The sequence below is a fragment of the Pseudomonas sp. EA_35y_Pfl2_R5 genome, assembly GCF_963970805.1.
Taxonomy (GTDB): domain Bacteria; phylum Pseudomonadota; class Gammaproteobacteria; order Pseudomonadales; family Pseudomonadaceae; genus Aquipseudomonas.
Window position 1 is genome coordinate 1 of record NZ_CAXAOW010000018.1, and the last position, 14,328, is coordinate 14,328.

The 14,328-nt window shown below is 61.7% G+C and carries 15 protein-coding genes and 1 pseudogene; 13 read left to right on the plus strand and 3 right to left on the minus strand.

The features are described from left to right. Positions 1–114: pseudogene (locus AACX99_RS19950) on the plus strand (IS1595 family transposase); the annotation flags it as partial. 22 nt (positions 115–136) lie between these two features. Here AACX99_RS19950 and AACX99_RS19955 read toward each other — a convergent pair. From AACX99_RS19955 to AACX99_RS19965, 3 genes are all read right to left on the minus strand, one after another. Then, positions 137–1,468 (minus strand): spinster family MFS transporter, encoded by a 1,332-nt coding sequence (locus tag AACX99_RS19955; protein ID WP_339414176.1) that lies wholly within the window; start codon positions 1,466–1,468, stop codon positions 137–139. A 412-nt stretch (positions 1,469–1,880) separates the two neighbouring features. Further along, positions 1,881–2,903, minus strand: a complete 1,023-nt coding sequence (gene hemH / locus AACX99_RS19960; RefSeq protein ID WP_339414177.1) for a ferrochelatase — start codon at positions 2,901–2,903, stop codon at positions 1,881–1,883. Between the two features lie 12 nt (positions 2,904–2,915). Next, a complete protein-coding gene (locus tag AACX99_RS19965) occupies positions 2,916–3,818 on the minus strand; it encodes a TIGR01777 family oxidoreductase (RefSeq protein WP_339414178.1) in 903 nt (300 codons plus the stop codon). A gap of 204 nt (positions 3,819–4,022) precedes the next feature. Between AACX99_RS19965 and AACX99_RS19970 the strand changes: the two genes are divergently transcribed. From AACX99_RS19970 to AACX99_RS20025, 12 genes are all read left to right on the plus strand, one after another. Further along, positions 4,023–5,015, plus strand: coding sequence for an NAD(P)/FAD-dependent oxidoreductase (locus AACX99_RS19970; RefSeq protein ID WP_339414179.1), 993 nt, complete (start codon positions 4,023–4,025; stop codon positions 5,013–5,015). Further along, on the plus strand, positions 5,012–5,257 hold the full coding sequence (locus AACX99_RS19975; RefSeq protein ID WP_339414180.1) for a TIGR02450 family Trp-rich protein: 246 nt from the start codon (positions 5,012–5,014) through the stop codon (positions 5,255–5,257). The genes AACX99_RS19970 and AACX99_RS19975 overlap by 4 nt, the downstream gene beginning before the upstream one ends. A gap of 124 nt (positions 5,258–5,381) precedes the next feature. Next, positions 5,382–6,347, plus strand: a complete 966-nt coding sequence (locus AACX99_RS19980; RefSeq protein ID WP_339414181.1) for a YbgA family protein — start codon at positions 5,382–5,384, stop codon at positions 6,345–6,347. Beyond that, positions 6,344–7,285 carry a MerR family transcriptional regulator gene (locus tag AACX99_RS19985; RefSeq protein ID WP_445261890.1) on the plus strand — a complete coding sequence of 314 codons (942 nt, stop codon included), beginning with the start codon at positions 6,344–6,346 and terminating at the stop codon, positions 7,283–7,285. The genes AACX99_RS19980 and AACX99_RS19985 overlap by 4 nt, the downstream gene beginning before the upstream one ends. 14 nt (positions 7,286–7,299) lie before the next feature. Further along, entirely contained in the window at positions 7,300–8,739 is a 1,440-nt protein-coding gene (gene phrB / locus AACX99_RS19990) for a deoxyribodipyrimidine photo-lyase (protein ID WP_339414230.1), read from the plus strand. Continuing rightward, on the plus strand, positions 8,736–9,158 hold the full coding sequence (locus AACX99_RS19995; RefSeq protein ID WP_339414182.1) for a nuclear transport factor 2 family protein: 423 nt from the start codon (positions 8,736–8,738) through the stop codon (positions 9,156–9,158). The genes phrB and AACX99_RS19995 overlap by 4 nt, the downstream gene beginning before the upstream one ends. Beyond that, a complete protein-coding gene (locus AACX99_RS20000; RefSeq protein WP_339414183.1) occupies positions 9,155–9,934 on the plus strand; it encodes an SDR family NAD(P)-dependent oxidoreductase in 780 nt (259 codons plus the stop codon). Before AACX99_RS19995 ends, AACX99_RS20000 begins: the two co-directional genes overlap by 4 nt. After that, positions 9,931–11,178: an NAD(P)/FAD-dependent oxidoreductase gene (locus AACX99_RS20005; RefSeq protein ID WP_339414184.1), complete on the plus strand. Its 1,248-nt coding sequence runs from the start codon at positions 9,931–9,933 to the stop codon at positions 11,176–11,178. Before AACX99_RS20000 ends, AACX99_RS20005 begins: the two co-directional genes overlap by 4 nt. A gap of 17 nt (positions 11,179–11,195) precedes the next feature. After that, positions 11,196–11,996, plus strand: coding sequence for a DUF1365 domain-containing protein (locus AACX99_RS20010; protein ID WP_339414231.1), 801 nt, complete (start codon positions 11,196–11,198; stop codon positions 11,994–11,996). Then, positions 11,983–13,257: a cyclopropane-fatty-acyl-phospholipid synthase family protein gene (locus AACX99_RS20015; RefSeq protein ID WP_339414185.1), complete on the plus strand. Its 1,275-nt coding sequence runs from the start codon at positions 11,983–11,985 to the stop codon at positions 13,255–13,257. Before AACX99_RS20010 ends, AACX99_RS20015 begins: the two co-directional genes overlap by 14 nt. Then, positions 13,250–13,777, plus strand: a complete 528-nt coding sequence (locus AACX99_RS20020) for a DUF2878 domain-containing protein (protein WP_339414186.1) — start codon at positions 13,250–13,252, stop codon at positions 13,775–13,777. The genes AACX99_RS20015 and AACX99_RS20020 overlap by 8 nt, the downstream gene beginning before the upstream one ends. A gap of 145 nt (positions 13,778–13,922) precedes the next feature. Next, complete coding sequence (locus AACX99_RS20025) at positions 13,923–14,234, plus strand: YkgJ family cysteine cluster protein (protein WP_339414187.1); 312 nt, start codon at positions 13,923–13,925, stop codon at positions 14,232–14,234. Positions 14,235–14,328: the final 94 nt, after the last annotated feature.

The window sequence follows — 14,328 nt, forward strand, 5'->3', positions numbered from 1 at the left end:
CCGAACTACCTGGGCTGGCGCCGCATGCTTGAACGCTATCAGCAGCGTATTCAGCCCGTTCACTGTATCCAGGAGGCGGTTGGTCGGACCATGCAACACGCGATTGGGACATAGCCTTTTTTATTGCTGGTTAAACTCAGGCAGGGTTGGCCGACCACCCCTGCAACCGCACCACACTCTCGCGATAGGGCTTAAGTCCCATACTCAACAGCACGATGGAGCTGAACACGGCGATGCTGGTGACGATCAGCAGCGAGTAACGCAGCGCCATGTCATCGGCGAATACATAGTCGGTGACCAGCGCCACCGCCGTCGGGCCGATGCCCAGGCCGATCAGGGTGATAACAAACAGATAGATCGCCGAGGCCTGCCCGCGCATCGAGTTGGGCATGATTTCCTGGATCGCCGCTGGCGCCACGCCAAACGGCATGCTCAGGAAAAACACCGCCGGCGCGGTGAGAATCGCCGCCCATAGCGCGGTTTCCATCAGCGGGAAGGCCAGCACGCACGGCACTGCGCCAATGGCTGCATACAGGCCAACGCGCATATTCGCGTCGCTGCTGCCGCGCTTGGCCATCCAGTCTGCCAGGCGGCCACCAAAGACAATGCCCAGGCAACCGAACACCGCCACGATGCTGCCGTAGACGATGCCAACCTGGCCTGCGTCCCAACCGTACGTGCGGATAAAGAAGGTCGGAATCCACGCGGCACTGCCGTAACCGGCAAACGCCAGGCCGGCAAAACCGAAGTTATGGCACAGCACGGTACGGCGGTTGGCGCGGATATAGCGGCCGACGTCCGCCAATGGCACTGCTACACCAGCGCCAACGCCGCGCCGCGCTGGTTCCTTGACCGCCAACATCAGCAGGGTGAACAACACGCCGGCGGCGCCGAGAATCAGAAAGATCAACTGCCATGGCCGCACTTCGCCAAACACCGGCAGCATCACATCGCCCTGGGCCGAGGCAAACTGAATCACCAGCCCACCGAGCAAAAACGCGATGCCGGAGCCGAGATAGACGCCCATGGAATACACGCTAATTGCCGTGGCACGGCGCTCGGCCGGAAAGCTGTCGGCAATCAGCGAGTAGGCTGCCGGCGACAACGCCGCCTCGCCCACACCGACACCAATGCGGCACAGCAGAAAATGCCAGTACAGCTTGGCCATGCCGCAAGCAGCGGTGGCCGCACTCCAGAACAGCACACCGATGGCGATCAGCCCACGCCGGCTCTTGGTATCGGCCAGACGGCCTAGGGGAATACCGCAGACGGTGTAGAACAGCGCAAATGACAGGCCCATCAGCAGGCTCATCTGCGTGTCACTGATCATCAGATCACGGCGGATCGGCCCGACCAGCAGATTGAGAATCTGCCGATCGATAAACGACAGCACGTACGCCACCATGAGAATGGCGACCGTTACCCAGGCGCGGGTAGCAGAGGGATAGCCGTTATTGTTGTTGGGCACTGGCAGTCTCCTCGGCACCGTTGGTGCGGTGCACGACGGTTAAAAGAACTGCCAGCTTAGGCCGATATCAAGGGCGATGAGTATCGCCCTTAGGTGTTATCAGCGAGGCGAATGCGCGGCATCCCTTCGGGCGAATGACAGCCGCGCCGTATTCGGTTAGCGGGCCGTTGAAAGCGTAGGCGAGGCAGGCAAGACAAGGCAAAAACGGCCGAAACGTAGCGAAGCGGAGTAACAGCCGCAGGCTGGCCCGCAGGACGAACATAGAGAGTCAAAAGCGGAGTTTACGTGTTGTAAATGAGCATTTGATTCGCTTTGCTCACCCCTTCTGGGCCGTGCTAAAGCACGTTCAGCCTTTGGCTGTGAGGCCGTTTTTAACGCAGTATTGCCAACGCAGGTAGCTTTCAACGGTCTGCTAGAGCATCAGCGGGGCTCGCTCGCTCAGCGTCTTCAAAGCCGCCACCCAGCTTGGATGATCGTTCAGACACGGCACCAGCTGCAGGCTTTCTCCGCCGGCTTCAACAAACTGCTCACGGCCACGGTCGCCGATTTCCTCCAGGGTTTCGATGCAGTCAGCGACAAAGGCCGGGCACATCACCAGCAATTTCTTCACGCCCTGTTTGGCCAGCTCGTCGAGGCGCGCTTCGGTGTAGGGCTCAATCCACTTGGCGCGGCCCAGGCGCGACTGGAACGACACTGACCACTGTTCGGGCTTAAGGCCCATGCGCTGGGCAAACAGTTCGGCGCTGCGCAGACACTGGGCGCGGTAACAGCTGGCGAGCACTTCGGGCGCGGCCGTGCGACAGCAATCAGCGCCTTTCAGGCAATGGCCGCTGGCGTCGAGCTTGTGCAGGTGACGTTCCGGCAGGCCGTGAAAGCTCAGCAGCAGATGATCGAAATCCTGCTCCAGATAAGGCTTGGCGCTGTCGACCAGGGCGTCCAGGTATTCCGGCTGGTCATAGAACGGCGGCAGGACGGAAAAACGGATTGGCAGTTGCTGCTCACGCACTACCCGCCGCGCTTCTTCGATCACCGTGGTAGTGGTGCTGTCGGCAAATTGTGGGTACAGCGGCGCCAGGGTGACCTGTTTGATGCCCTGGGCGGCCAGACGGGTCAGCACGGTTTGCAGCGACGGCTCGCCATAGCGCATGGCCAGCTCTACCGGTCCGTGGCTCCAGGAAGCTTTCATTGCCTCGTGCAGACGTTTGCTCAGCACCACCAGCGGCGAACCGTCTTCCCACCAGATCGAGGCATAAGCATGCGCCGAGGCCGCCGGACGCTTGATCAGAATCAGCGAAACCAGCAACCGCCGCAGCGGCCAAGGCAGATCAACGACATAGGGGTCCATCAGAAACTGGTTGAGGTAACGGCGCACATCAGCCACGGAAGTGGAGGCCGGCGAGCCCAGGTTTACCAACAGCAAGGCGTGATCGGTCATGCAAAATCCTAATCAGTGATGGCCGAGCAAGTCCGCCAGAGCCACATCCAAATGAGTAAAACGAAAACTGAAGCCAGCCTCTTGCAAGCGCGTCGGCAGCGCGCGCTGGCCACCGAGCAGCAGCACCGACAGCTCACCCAGCAGCAGGCGCAGGGCAAATGCCGGGGCCGGCATAAACGCCGGCCGATGCAGCTCGCGGCCCAAGGCCTGGCTGAAGGCGCGGTTACGCTCAGGCGTCGGCGCGCAGGCATTATAAGGACCGCTGGCCTGCTCCTGCTGCAGGAGAAAATCAATCAGGGCGATTTGATCGCTGAGATGAATCCACGGCATCCACTGTCGGCCATTGCCCAGTGGGCCGCCCACACCCAGCTTGAACGGCAGCAGCAAGCGCTTGAGCAGCCCGCCGTCAGGGGCCAGCACCAGCCCGGTGCGCAGCAGTACCACACGAATACCCAACTCCTCCGCGCGCTGGGCAGTTTCTTCCCAGGCGCCACACAACTGCGCGGCAAAATCCTCGCTCACCGGCGGTGAATCCTCATGCAGTTCACGCTCGCCGCCATCGCCATACCAGCCCACCGCTGAGCCAGACAGCAACACCTGCGGCTTGTGCGCGCGGCTCTCCAACCAGGCCAGCAGTTGTTCGGTCAAGCCGACCCGGCTGGCCCACAGCAACGCCTTGCGCTTACGCGTCCAGGGCCGGTCGGCAATCGGCGCCCCGGCCAGGTTGACCACAGCATCCAGCGGCTCTTCAGCCAGCTCATCGAGCCGGCCAATGCCGCGCACTGCCTCACCACATAGGGTGGCGACCTGCTCGGGACGGCGGCTCCATACGGTTAATTGATGGCCCTGTTGCAACCAGTGGCGGCACAGCGCTCGCCCAATCAAACCGGTTCCGCCCGTCAGAAGAATGTGCATCACGCTGCCCTCGCATGGCCTTTGCATAGCTCTGCATCGTTAGTAACAACCGACGGATTAATCGCGTTTGTGGCTTCAATCCGGCCGCAGGTTGTCTTAACTATAGGAAGGCAGGATCGACTCCGGCACATCCTATACATAAAAACCATATTGTATAGCTTTTGTCTAAAGCGTAGCCTAACGCTTGAAAACACGAGGTAAACCATGACCGCTCTTCACCCCATCGCCATCATCGGCACCGGCATTGCCGGACTGTCTGCCGCACAGGCGCTGCACGGCGCCGGGCACCCGGTGCAACTGTTCGACAAGAGCCGCGGCAGTGGCGGCCGCATGGCCAGTAAACGCAGCGATGCCGGCGCGCTGGACCTTGGCGCGCAGTACTTCACCGCCCGCGACCGGCGCTTTGTCGAGGTGGTGCAGCACTGGCAGGCGCGCGGCTGGGTCGCCGAATGGACCCCCAGCCTTTACAACTTTAGTAACGGCCAGCTCAGTGCCTCGCCAGACGAGCAGATCCGTTGGGTCGGCAGCCCGCGCATGAGTGCGATCAGCCGCGCCATGCTCGGCGCATTGCCGGTGGTCTTCTCCTGCCGCATCACCGAAGTCTTTCGCGGTGAGCAACACTGGCACCTGCAGGATGCCGAGGGCAACAGCCACGGCCCGTTCAGCCATGTGATCGTCGCCACCCCGGCGCCGCAGGCCACAACACTGTTATCCAGCGTACCGAAACTGGCTGGTGCAGCGGCAAGCGTAGCTATGGACGCGACTTGGGCCGTGGCTCTGGCCTTTGCCAACCCGCTGGACACCAACGTCGAAGGCTGCTTTGTTCAGGAGGGGCCGCTCGACTGGCTGGCGCGCAACCGCAGCAAACCCGGCCGCGATACCAGCCTCGACACGTGGGTGCTGCACGCCACCAGCCAGTGGACCAAACAGCACCTGGACCTGCCCAAGGAAGCGGTGATCGAACACTTGCTCGGCGCCTTCGCCGAGCTGATCGGCTGCGCCGTGCCCGCCCCGGCCTTCAGCCTGGCGCACCGCTGGCTCTATGCCCGCCCAGCCAGCGCACACCAGTGGGGCGTACTGGCCGATTCCGACCTGGGCATCTACGCCTGCGGCGACTGGTGCCTGTCAGGCCGCGTGGAAGGCGCCTGGCTTAGCGGTCAGGAAGCCGCGCGGCGTTTGCTCGAACATTTGCAATGAGCGCTCTGCCCCGCCCTAAGCCAGCCAGGCATCGGATTAACCCGCGCAAGCTGCTGCTGTCGAAATGGACAGCAGCGCAGCCGCAAAACCGCGAAAAGCATTTTCTCGTCACCGAGCTGTTCTGCGATGAAGACGGCACCGTGCTGCAGATCGAGCTGCAGGCCGTGCTCAACCAACGCTGCCAGCGGCTGGACTGGCGCGTACTGGAAAACCCAGAACACTGGCGCATGGGCTGGAAGTAACAGGCTTACACACAAAACCCTACAGCAGTTGTACAAAGATATTGACTTGTACAATTACAAACCTATGATGAAAGAAAGTTGTACAGGCACAAAGACCTGTACAAGTCTTCATCAGAGGTTGCCCATGCACTCAAGCGAAACTATCAGCGGCAAACCCAAGCTGGGTATCAGCGCCTGCCTGCTGGGTTCCGAGGTTCGCTACAACGGCGGCCACAAAGAATCGCGCTTGTGCAGCCGCACCCTCAGCGAATATTTCGACTTCGCCCCGCTGTGCCCAGAAGTGGCCATCGGCATGGGTATCCCGCGTGAGCCGATCCGTCTGGTTGGCGATCCACTAGCGCCGCGCGCCGTGGGTACGGTCAACCGTGAGGTGGATGTCACCGCGCCGCTGGCCGCTTATGGCGAGCGCATGGCCGGCGAGCTGACCGATATCTGCGGCTACATCTTTATGCAGCAGTCGCCGTCCTGCGGCCTGCACCGGGTCAAGGTCTATCAGGACAACGGCCGCCCCAGCGAACCCGGCCGTGGCATCTTTGCCCAGGCCTTCTGCGCGCGGCACCCCAACTTGCCGGTAGAAGAAGACGGCCGCCTCAACGATCCGATCCTGCGCGAGAACTTCATAACCCGCGTGTTTGCCTATTCGGAGTGGCAACAGTTGCTGCGCGATGGTCTGACGCGTAAAGGCCTGATCGACTTCCACTCGCGCTACAAATACCTGCTGATGGCCACTCACCCCATGCAGTACAAGCTGCTCGGGCGCATGGTCGGCAGCCTCGGCCAGCAAGACCTCAACGAGCTGGCGCCGCGGTATTTCAGCGAGCTGATGAGTGCGCTGAAAAGCTGCGCCACCCGCCGCACCCACAGCAACGTGCTGCAGCACCTCAGCGGTTACCTCAAGCAATCGCTGAGTGGCGAAGAAAAGCAGGAAATGCAGCAGCTGATCGGCCAGTACCGCCATGGTGTGGTGCCGCTGGTGGTGCCCATGACCCTGCTCAAGCACCACTTCCGCCGTCATCCAGACCACTACATCGCACAGCAGGTCTATCTGCAGCCGCACCCGGAAAACCTCAGCCTGCGTAATGCCCTATGAGTCTTGAGCCGAATATCGCTGGTGCGGCTGCCGATGATTACCAGACAGCCATTGCCCAGGGTTATATGCCGATCCGCGATGTGGCGCGCATCACCGGGGTCAACGCGGTAACCCTGCGCGCCTGGGAGCGACGCTACGGCTTGATCGTGCCGCACCGCACGCCCAAAGGGCATCGCCTGTATTCGGAGGAACATGTTGCGCGCATCCAGGCGATTCTCACCTGGCTTGATCGCGGTGTGTCCGTCAGCCAGGTCAAGGGCCTGCTGCGCTCCAACCAGCCGGCATTTGCCGAAGCCAGCTCGCAGTGGGAAGCCAAGCGCCAGAAATTGCAGGAAGCCATTTGTAACCTCAACGAGCGGCGCCTGGATGACTGCTTCAATAGCGAACTGGCGCTCTACCCGCCCCATACCCTGTGCCAACAACTGATACTGCCGCTGCTCGAAGAGCTCGAACTGCGCTGGCGCAACCAGTTCGGCGCCCAGGCCGAGCGGGTGTTTTTCTACTCCTGGCTGCGCAGCAAACTCGGCGCACGGCTGTACCACAACAACCGCCAGTGCAACGGCGCGCCGCTGCTGTTGATCAACGTGTCTGACCTACCGATGGCCCCCGGCCTGTGGCTCACCGCCTGGCTGGCGAGCAGCGCCGGTTGCCCGGTGGAGGTCTTCGATTGGCCGCTGCCGCCGACCGAGCTGGCCCTGGCAGTCGAGCATATTCAGCCGCGGGCGGTGCTGCTGTATTCCAGCCAGGCGCTGAACAACACGCACCTGCAGCGCCTGCTCGGCGGCTATGAGTGCCCCAGCCTGCTGGTCGGGCAAGCGGTGCAGATCCACGCCGAAGAACTGCAGAACATCACCGCGCAAAACGCCGAACTGAGCCTGGCCGCCGACCCGCTGGCCGCGCTGCACAGCCTTACCGACCTTAATTTGCTGCAGAGCTAACGGAATTGAACATGCTGCAACTGATCTGGTTTCGTACCGACCTGCGCGTGCAGGACAACAGCGCTCTAGCCGCCGCCATGAGCAATGGCCCGACCGTGGCGCTGTACCTGCTTAGCCCGGGCCAGTGGTTGGCCCATGATGACGCGCCGAGCAAGGTCGATTTCTGGCTGCGTAATCTCCAAGAGCTGGCCGCTGAGCTGGGCAAACTCAACGTACCGCTGCTGGTACGTGAAGCCGATAACTGGAGCGCGGCGCCGCAGGTGATCGGCGAGCTATGCCAGCAGCTGCAGATCAGTAGCGTGCAGGTCAACGAAGAGTACGGCGTACATGAAACCCGTCGCGACCAGGCCGTGGCGCAAACGCTTGATGGTTTGGGGGTAAATTTTCGCAGCCATCTGGATCAGCTGTTTTTCAAGCCCGGCAGCGTGCTGACCAAATCCGGCGGCTACTTTCAGGTCTACAGCCAGTTTCGCAAGGTCTGCTATCAGCGCCTGCACACCGCCCTGCCGGCCCTGATCGCCACACCTAAAGCGCAGCCCCCGCTTGCGATCCAGAGCGATGCCATTCCTGAACAAGTTGCAGGCTTCGCCCCGCCCGCTGCCGAACTGCGTGAGCTGTGGCCAGCTGGTGAAGCTGAGGCTGCGCGGCGTCTGGACGACTTTGCCGCGCAGCAGATCGACTTCTACCAGAGCGCCCGCGACTTCCCCGCGCAACCCGGCACCAGCCAACTGTCTGCCTATCTGGCCGCTGGGGTTATCTCACCGCGCCAGTGCCTGCATGCAGCCTTGCAGGCTAACCAGGGCGAGTTCGACAGCGGTAACGTCGGGGTCATCACCTGGATCAACGAGCTGCTCTGGCGCGAGTTCTACAAGCACATCCTGGTCGGCTACCCGCGCGTTTCGATGCACCGTGCATTCCGCGCGGAAACCGAGGCGGTGGCCTGGCGCGATGCGCCGCAGGAACTGAAAGCCTGGCAGGACGGCCGCACCGGCTTCCCGATCATCGATGCAGCCATGCGCCAGCTACTGGCCACCGGCTGGATGCACAACCGCTTGCGCATGATCGTGGCGATGTTTCTGACCAAGAACCTGCTGATCGACTGGCGCGAAGGCGAGCGCTTCTTTATGCGCCACCTGATCGACGGTGACCTGGCGGCGAACAACGGCGGGTGGCAGTGGAGCTCCTCCACCGGCACCGATTCGGCGCCCTACTTTCGCATCTTCAACCCACTGAGCCAATCGCAGAAATTCGACCCGGACGGCCGTTTTATCCGCCAGTGGGTGCCGGAGCTGGTTGGCCTGAACAAGACCAATATCCATAACCCGTCGGCCATCGGTGGGCTGTTCGGCATTGCCGATTACCCCACACCAATCGTCGACCTAAGCAAGAGCCGCGCGCGTGCACTGGCGGCGTTCAAAAGCCTGCCGCACCTTGCCGGCGAGGAGCTGCTGTGAGCGACTTTCTGCGCCAGTTCGCCCAGGACTTTGCCGAGCTGAACAAGGACAACCTCGACCGCCTGGGCCAGCTCTACAGCGACGATGCGCTGTTTTGCGACCCGCTGCATGAGGTGCGCGGGCTGACCAATATGCAGCGTTATTTTGCCGAGCTGTACGCCAACGTCAGCGAACTGCGCTTCGACTTCTATGGCTTTGATCAAGTACGCGACGGTGAAGGCTACCTGCGCTGGACCATGAGCTATCGCCACCCGCGCCTGGCCGGTGGCCAACTGATTCGCGTGGAAGGCTGCTCGCACTTGCTGTGGCAGGACAAGGTTTATCGCCACCGCGACTATTTCGACGCCGGCAGCCTGCTCTACGAGCACCTGCCCTTACTCGGCTCGGCGATCCGCTGGCTGAAACGGAGGTTGGCATGAACCTGAACGAACGGCGTATCTGGCTCACAGGCGCCAGCAGTGGTATTGGCGCCGCCCTGGCCGAACAGTTGCTCGAACAGGGTCATCGCCTGGCCCTCAGCGCCCGCAGCATCGAGCCGTTGCAGGCGCTGGCCAAACGCTTCCCTGAACACGTGCTGGTGGTTGCCGGTGATCTCAGCGACATCGAGCAGGTACGCGCGATTGGCGAACATATCGCGCAGGTCTGGGGCGCGCTGGATTGCGTCATCCTCAACGCCGGCACTTGTGAGTATGTCGAGGTCAGCGCTTTCGAGGCGGCGATGGTTGAGCGTGTGATGCGCGCCAATCTGCTCTCGGCAAGCTACTGCATAGAAGCCGCCCTGCCCTTGCTGCGCCTGGGCAACCGCGCGCATCTGGTGGGCGTCGGCAGCTCGGTGACCTTTATGCCGCTGCCACGTGCCGAAGCCTATGGCGCTTCCAAGGCCGCCATGCGCTACCTGATGGAAGCCCTGCGCATCGATCTGCACGCCGAAAACATTGCCGTCACTCTGGTCAGCCCCGGTTTCGTCGACACCCCACTGACGCAGAAGAACGACTTCCCCATGCCCATGCGCTGGCCGGTGGACAAAGCCGCCCGCTATATCGCCGAACGCCTGCACCAGCAACCCTTTGAAATAAGCTTCCCCGGCCCCTTTATCGCCATGCTCAAGCTGCTCGGCCATCTGCCCAAGCGTTTACAGGTGGCCATCGGCGCCCGTATGGCCCGCTCTGCAGCCACCACCAAGGACCACTCATGAAGATCGCCATTATCGGCAGCGGTATCGCCGGTTTGACCAGCGCCTACCTGCTTAACCGCAGCCACGACATCACGGTCTTCGAAGCCGGCGACTGGATTGGTGGGCATACCCATACCGTGCAAGTCGAGGTGGCAGGTAAGCGCTATGCGGTCGACACTGGTTTTATCGTATTTAACGACTGGACCTACCCGAACTTTATCCGCCTGCTCAGCCAGCTCGGCGTCGGCTTTAAGGCCACCGAGATGAGCTTCTCGGTAAGCGACCCAGTCAGCGGCGTGGAGTACAACGGGCACAGCCTCGACAGCCTGTTCGCTCAGCGCAGTAACCTGCTGTCACCGAAGTTCTGGGGCATGGTGCGCGACATCCTGCGCTTCAATCGTGAGGCGCTGAACGACCTTAACCAGCAGCGCATCGCCAGCGATATGACCCTGGGTGATTACCTCAAGGCCAATGACTACAGCGAGCGTTTTATTCAGCATTACATCGTGCCGATGGGTGCGGCGATCTGGTCGATGTCGCTGAATGACATGCTTGGTTTTCCGCTGCAGTTCTTTGTGCGCTTCTTCAAGAACCACGGCCTGCTGTCGGTCAGTGACCGCCCGCAGTGGTGTGTGGTCGAGGGCGGTTCCAGCAGCTATGTCGCACCGCTGACAGAATCCTTCAAGCAGCATATCCGCCTCAACTGCGCGGTGACCCGGGTCGAGCGCGATGCCCTGGGCGTTACCCTGCACAGCGCCGCCGGCAGCGAGCGCTTCGACAAGGTGATCTTCGCCTGCCACAGCGACCAGGCCCTGGCGCTACTGGCCGAGCCCACACGCATCGAGAAGGAAATCCTCGGCGCGCTGCCCTATGCCGACAACGATGTGGTGCTGCACACCGATACCCGCCTGCTACCAAAACGGCCACTGGCCTGGGCCAGCTGGAACTATCGCCTGGGCGGGCCGGCGAGCCAGCCTGCTGCGGTTACCTATGACATGAACATTCTGCAAGGTATTCAAAGCGAGACGACATTCTGCGTCAGCCTCAACCAGAGCGATGCCATCGACCCGGACAAGATCCTCGCCCGCTACACCTACGCCCATCCGCAGTACAGCCTCGAAGCCGTTGCGGCGCAGGCACGCGGGGAAGAACTGCTCGGCGCCAACCACAGCTATTTCTGCGGCGCCTATTGGGCCAATGGCTTCCACGAAGATGGCGTGGTGAGCGCGCTGCACGTGGCCCGCGAATTCGGCGAGGCGCTGTAGTGAACAGCCCAATGACAATGAATAGCGCCCTGTATAGCGGCTGGGTGCAGCACCGGCGCTTTGCGCCGCGCCTGCATAACTTTCGCTATCGCATGGGCCTGCTCTATCTCGACCTGAGCGAGCAGGATGCGGTGCTGGCACTGTCGCCGCTGGCCGGGCGTGGACGATTTGCGCCCTTTGCCTTTCGCGAAAGCGATTACCTGCCGCAGCTCACCGGAGCCGGCATGCACCTGATCGATGCCGTGCGTCAGCGCGTCACCGAAGCCCTAGGGCGCACACCGCTGGGGCATATCTGCCTGCTGACCCAGCCGCGTAGCTGGGGCCTGGCCTTCAACCCGGCGAGTTTTTTCTACTGCCATGAAGCCGATGGCCAATTGGCGGCGATTCTCTGCGAGGTGAGCAACACGCCTTTCCGGGAGCGCTACCACTACGTTTTGCCGGCCGAGGGTACGGGCCATCAGCACGTCGCCGTGGCCAAGGCATTTCACGTCTCGCCGTTTCTGCCGCGCGATCTGGAATACCGCATGAGCTTCAGCCCGGTCGGCGAACGCTTAGGCATCCATATGGCTGACTGGCAAGGCGAGGAAAAGCTCTTCGACGCCAGCCTCAGCCTGCAGCGCACAGACCTGAATCGCGCCAGCCTGCACCGCTACCTGCTGGATTTTCCCTGGATGACCGGCAAAACCCTTGCCGCCATCTACTGGCAGGCCCTGCGCCTGCTGCTCAAACGCATCCCCCTGTTCACCCATCGGGCCGCCGAGGGTGATTTACGCGTCGCCCGCCCCGCATCAAAGGAAGTCCCCCATGAAAAGCTCTAGCTTGGCTTCTGCAAAACACACCGTGCGCGCCGGCAGCGGCATCGGTGCCAGCCTGTTGCGCCGTGCAGTAATGCGCCAGCTGAAACAACTGCGCCATGGTCTGCTGGTGATCGTTGAAGGGGATGAACGCATGGAGTTCGGCGATGCCCACTCCAGCCTCTGCGCCGAGATTCAGGTGCAAGATGGTGCGGTCTGGGGACTGGTGGCAGGCAACGGTTCAATCGGTTCGGGCGAGGCTTATATACATGGCTATTGGACCACTCCGGACCTGACGGCAGTAATCCGCGTATTCGTCAGCAACCTCGACGTACTCGATGCCATGGAAAGCGGCCTGGCGCAACTCGGCCGTCCGCTGATCCAGGGCTTGCACTGGCTAAACCGCAATACGCGTAAAGGCTCGCGCAAAAACATATCGGCGCATTACGACCTCGGTAACGGGCTGTTCGAGCAGTTCCTCGACCCGACCATGATGTACTCGGCAGCGATGTTCCAAAGCGCCGACGACAGCCTGGAGCAGGCGCAACTGAACAAGCTCGAACGCATCTGCCAGAAGCTCGCGCTGAAACCTAGCGACCACCTGCTGGAAATCGGCACTGGCTGGGGCAGCATGGCGATCTATGCCGCCACCCACTATGGCTGCAAGGTCACCACTACCACCCTGTCGCGCGAGCAGTTCGCCTATACCCAGCAACGCATTGCCGAACTGGGTCTGCAAGGGCAGATCACCCTGCTGCTGGAGGACTATCGCGACCTGGCTGGGCAGTACGACAAACTGGTGTCGATCGAGATGATTGAAGCAGTGGGTCATCGTTTCCTACCGACCTATTTCGAACAGTGCGCCAGCCTGCTCAAACCCGACGGCCTAATGCTGCTGCAAGCCATCACCATCCGCGACCAGCGCTATGAGCAGGCGAAAAACGCCGTGGACTTTATCCAGCGCTATATCTTCCCTGGCGGCGCCCTGCCTTCGGTGAACAAGATGCTGGACATCATCACTGCCAAGACCGACATGAACCTGCACCACATGGAAGACTTCGGCCTGCACTACGCGCGCACCCTGCGCATCTGGCACGACAACCTGCGCCAGGCGCGGCACAAGCTGGAGCAGCAGGGCTACGACCACTACTTCTTTCGTCTGTGGGAGTTCTACCTGTGCTATTGCGAGGGTGGCTTTATCGAGCGCACCATCGGCACCGCGCAATTGCTGCTGGCGAAACCGGCAGCACGTCCTGCTCCGCTACTGGGAAATCTCAATGCCTAAATTGATCGTCAACACCCTGCTATTTCAGCTCGGCTGGTTCGCCTGCGTCTTTGGCGGCGACAGCCTGTGGCTGCTGATTGTCGCAGCGGTGCTGGCGGTGCATCTGCTGTGGACCAGCAGCTGGGCGGCGGAAGGCAAACTGCTGATCAGTGTGTTTCTCGCCGGCAGCGCGTTGGACAGTTTTCTACTCAACCTCGGCGTGTTCGACTTCGGCCAGCCACGCACGCTAATTCCGCTATGGCTAGCCTGCCTGTGGCTGCTGATGGCTACCACGCTCAATCATTGCCTGGCCTGGACCGCACAACCCTGGTGGCGCGGCAGTTTGCTCGGCGCGATTGGCGCGCCGCTGTCCTATTACGCCGGCGCGCAGATCGCCGGCGTCGGCCTGCCCTACGGCACCTGGCCAAGCCTGCTGCTGATTGGCGCCATCTGGGCTCTGGTCATGCCTGTGCTACATGGCTTCGCCAATCTCTATCGCGCGCAATACGAGCAAAAGCTGCGTACTCGCCAGTCCACGTAGGGTAGGTAGATAGCCACCCCGTTGAAAATTGCGGAGCGGTTTCAATCAGCGCGGCGCCTCCTCACTAGGATGGATGGGTAAAATGCCATCCACCCTACGTCGGCAGTGAGCATCGCCAAAGCAGTGATGGCGTACACTGCGCGGCATGAGCGAAAGCATCCCCCATCTCCAGTTACCCCTCGAAGAAGCCGTCAGCTGCAGCAATTGCGCCGCCTGCTGCTGCCAGCTGGAAGTCATGCTGATTACCGACACCGGCGTGCCGCAACGCTATATCGATACCGACGACTGGGGCGGCGAAGTCATGCTGCGCCTGGACGACGGCTGGTGCGCGGCGCTGGATCGCGACAGCATGCGCTGCACCATCTACGAAGTGCGCCCGCTGATCTGCCGCGAGTTCGAAACCGCCTCTCCCGAATGCCTGGACGAGCGTAAAGGTATGAGCGGCATCTACCGCTAGCGGCCAGCCGAATCACCGGGTGGGTTAGGCGCATACCGCCAATAGCGATGACTCAACAAAATCCGCCGCGCCGTAACCCACCATCGGCGCAACT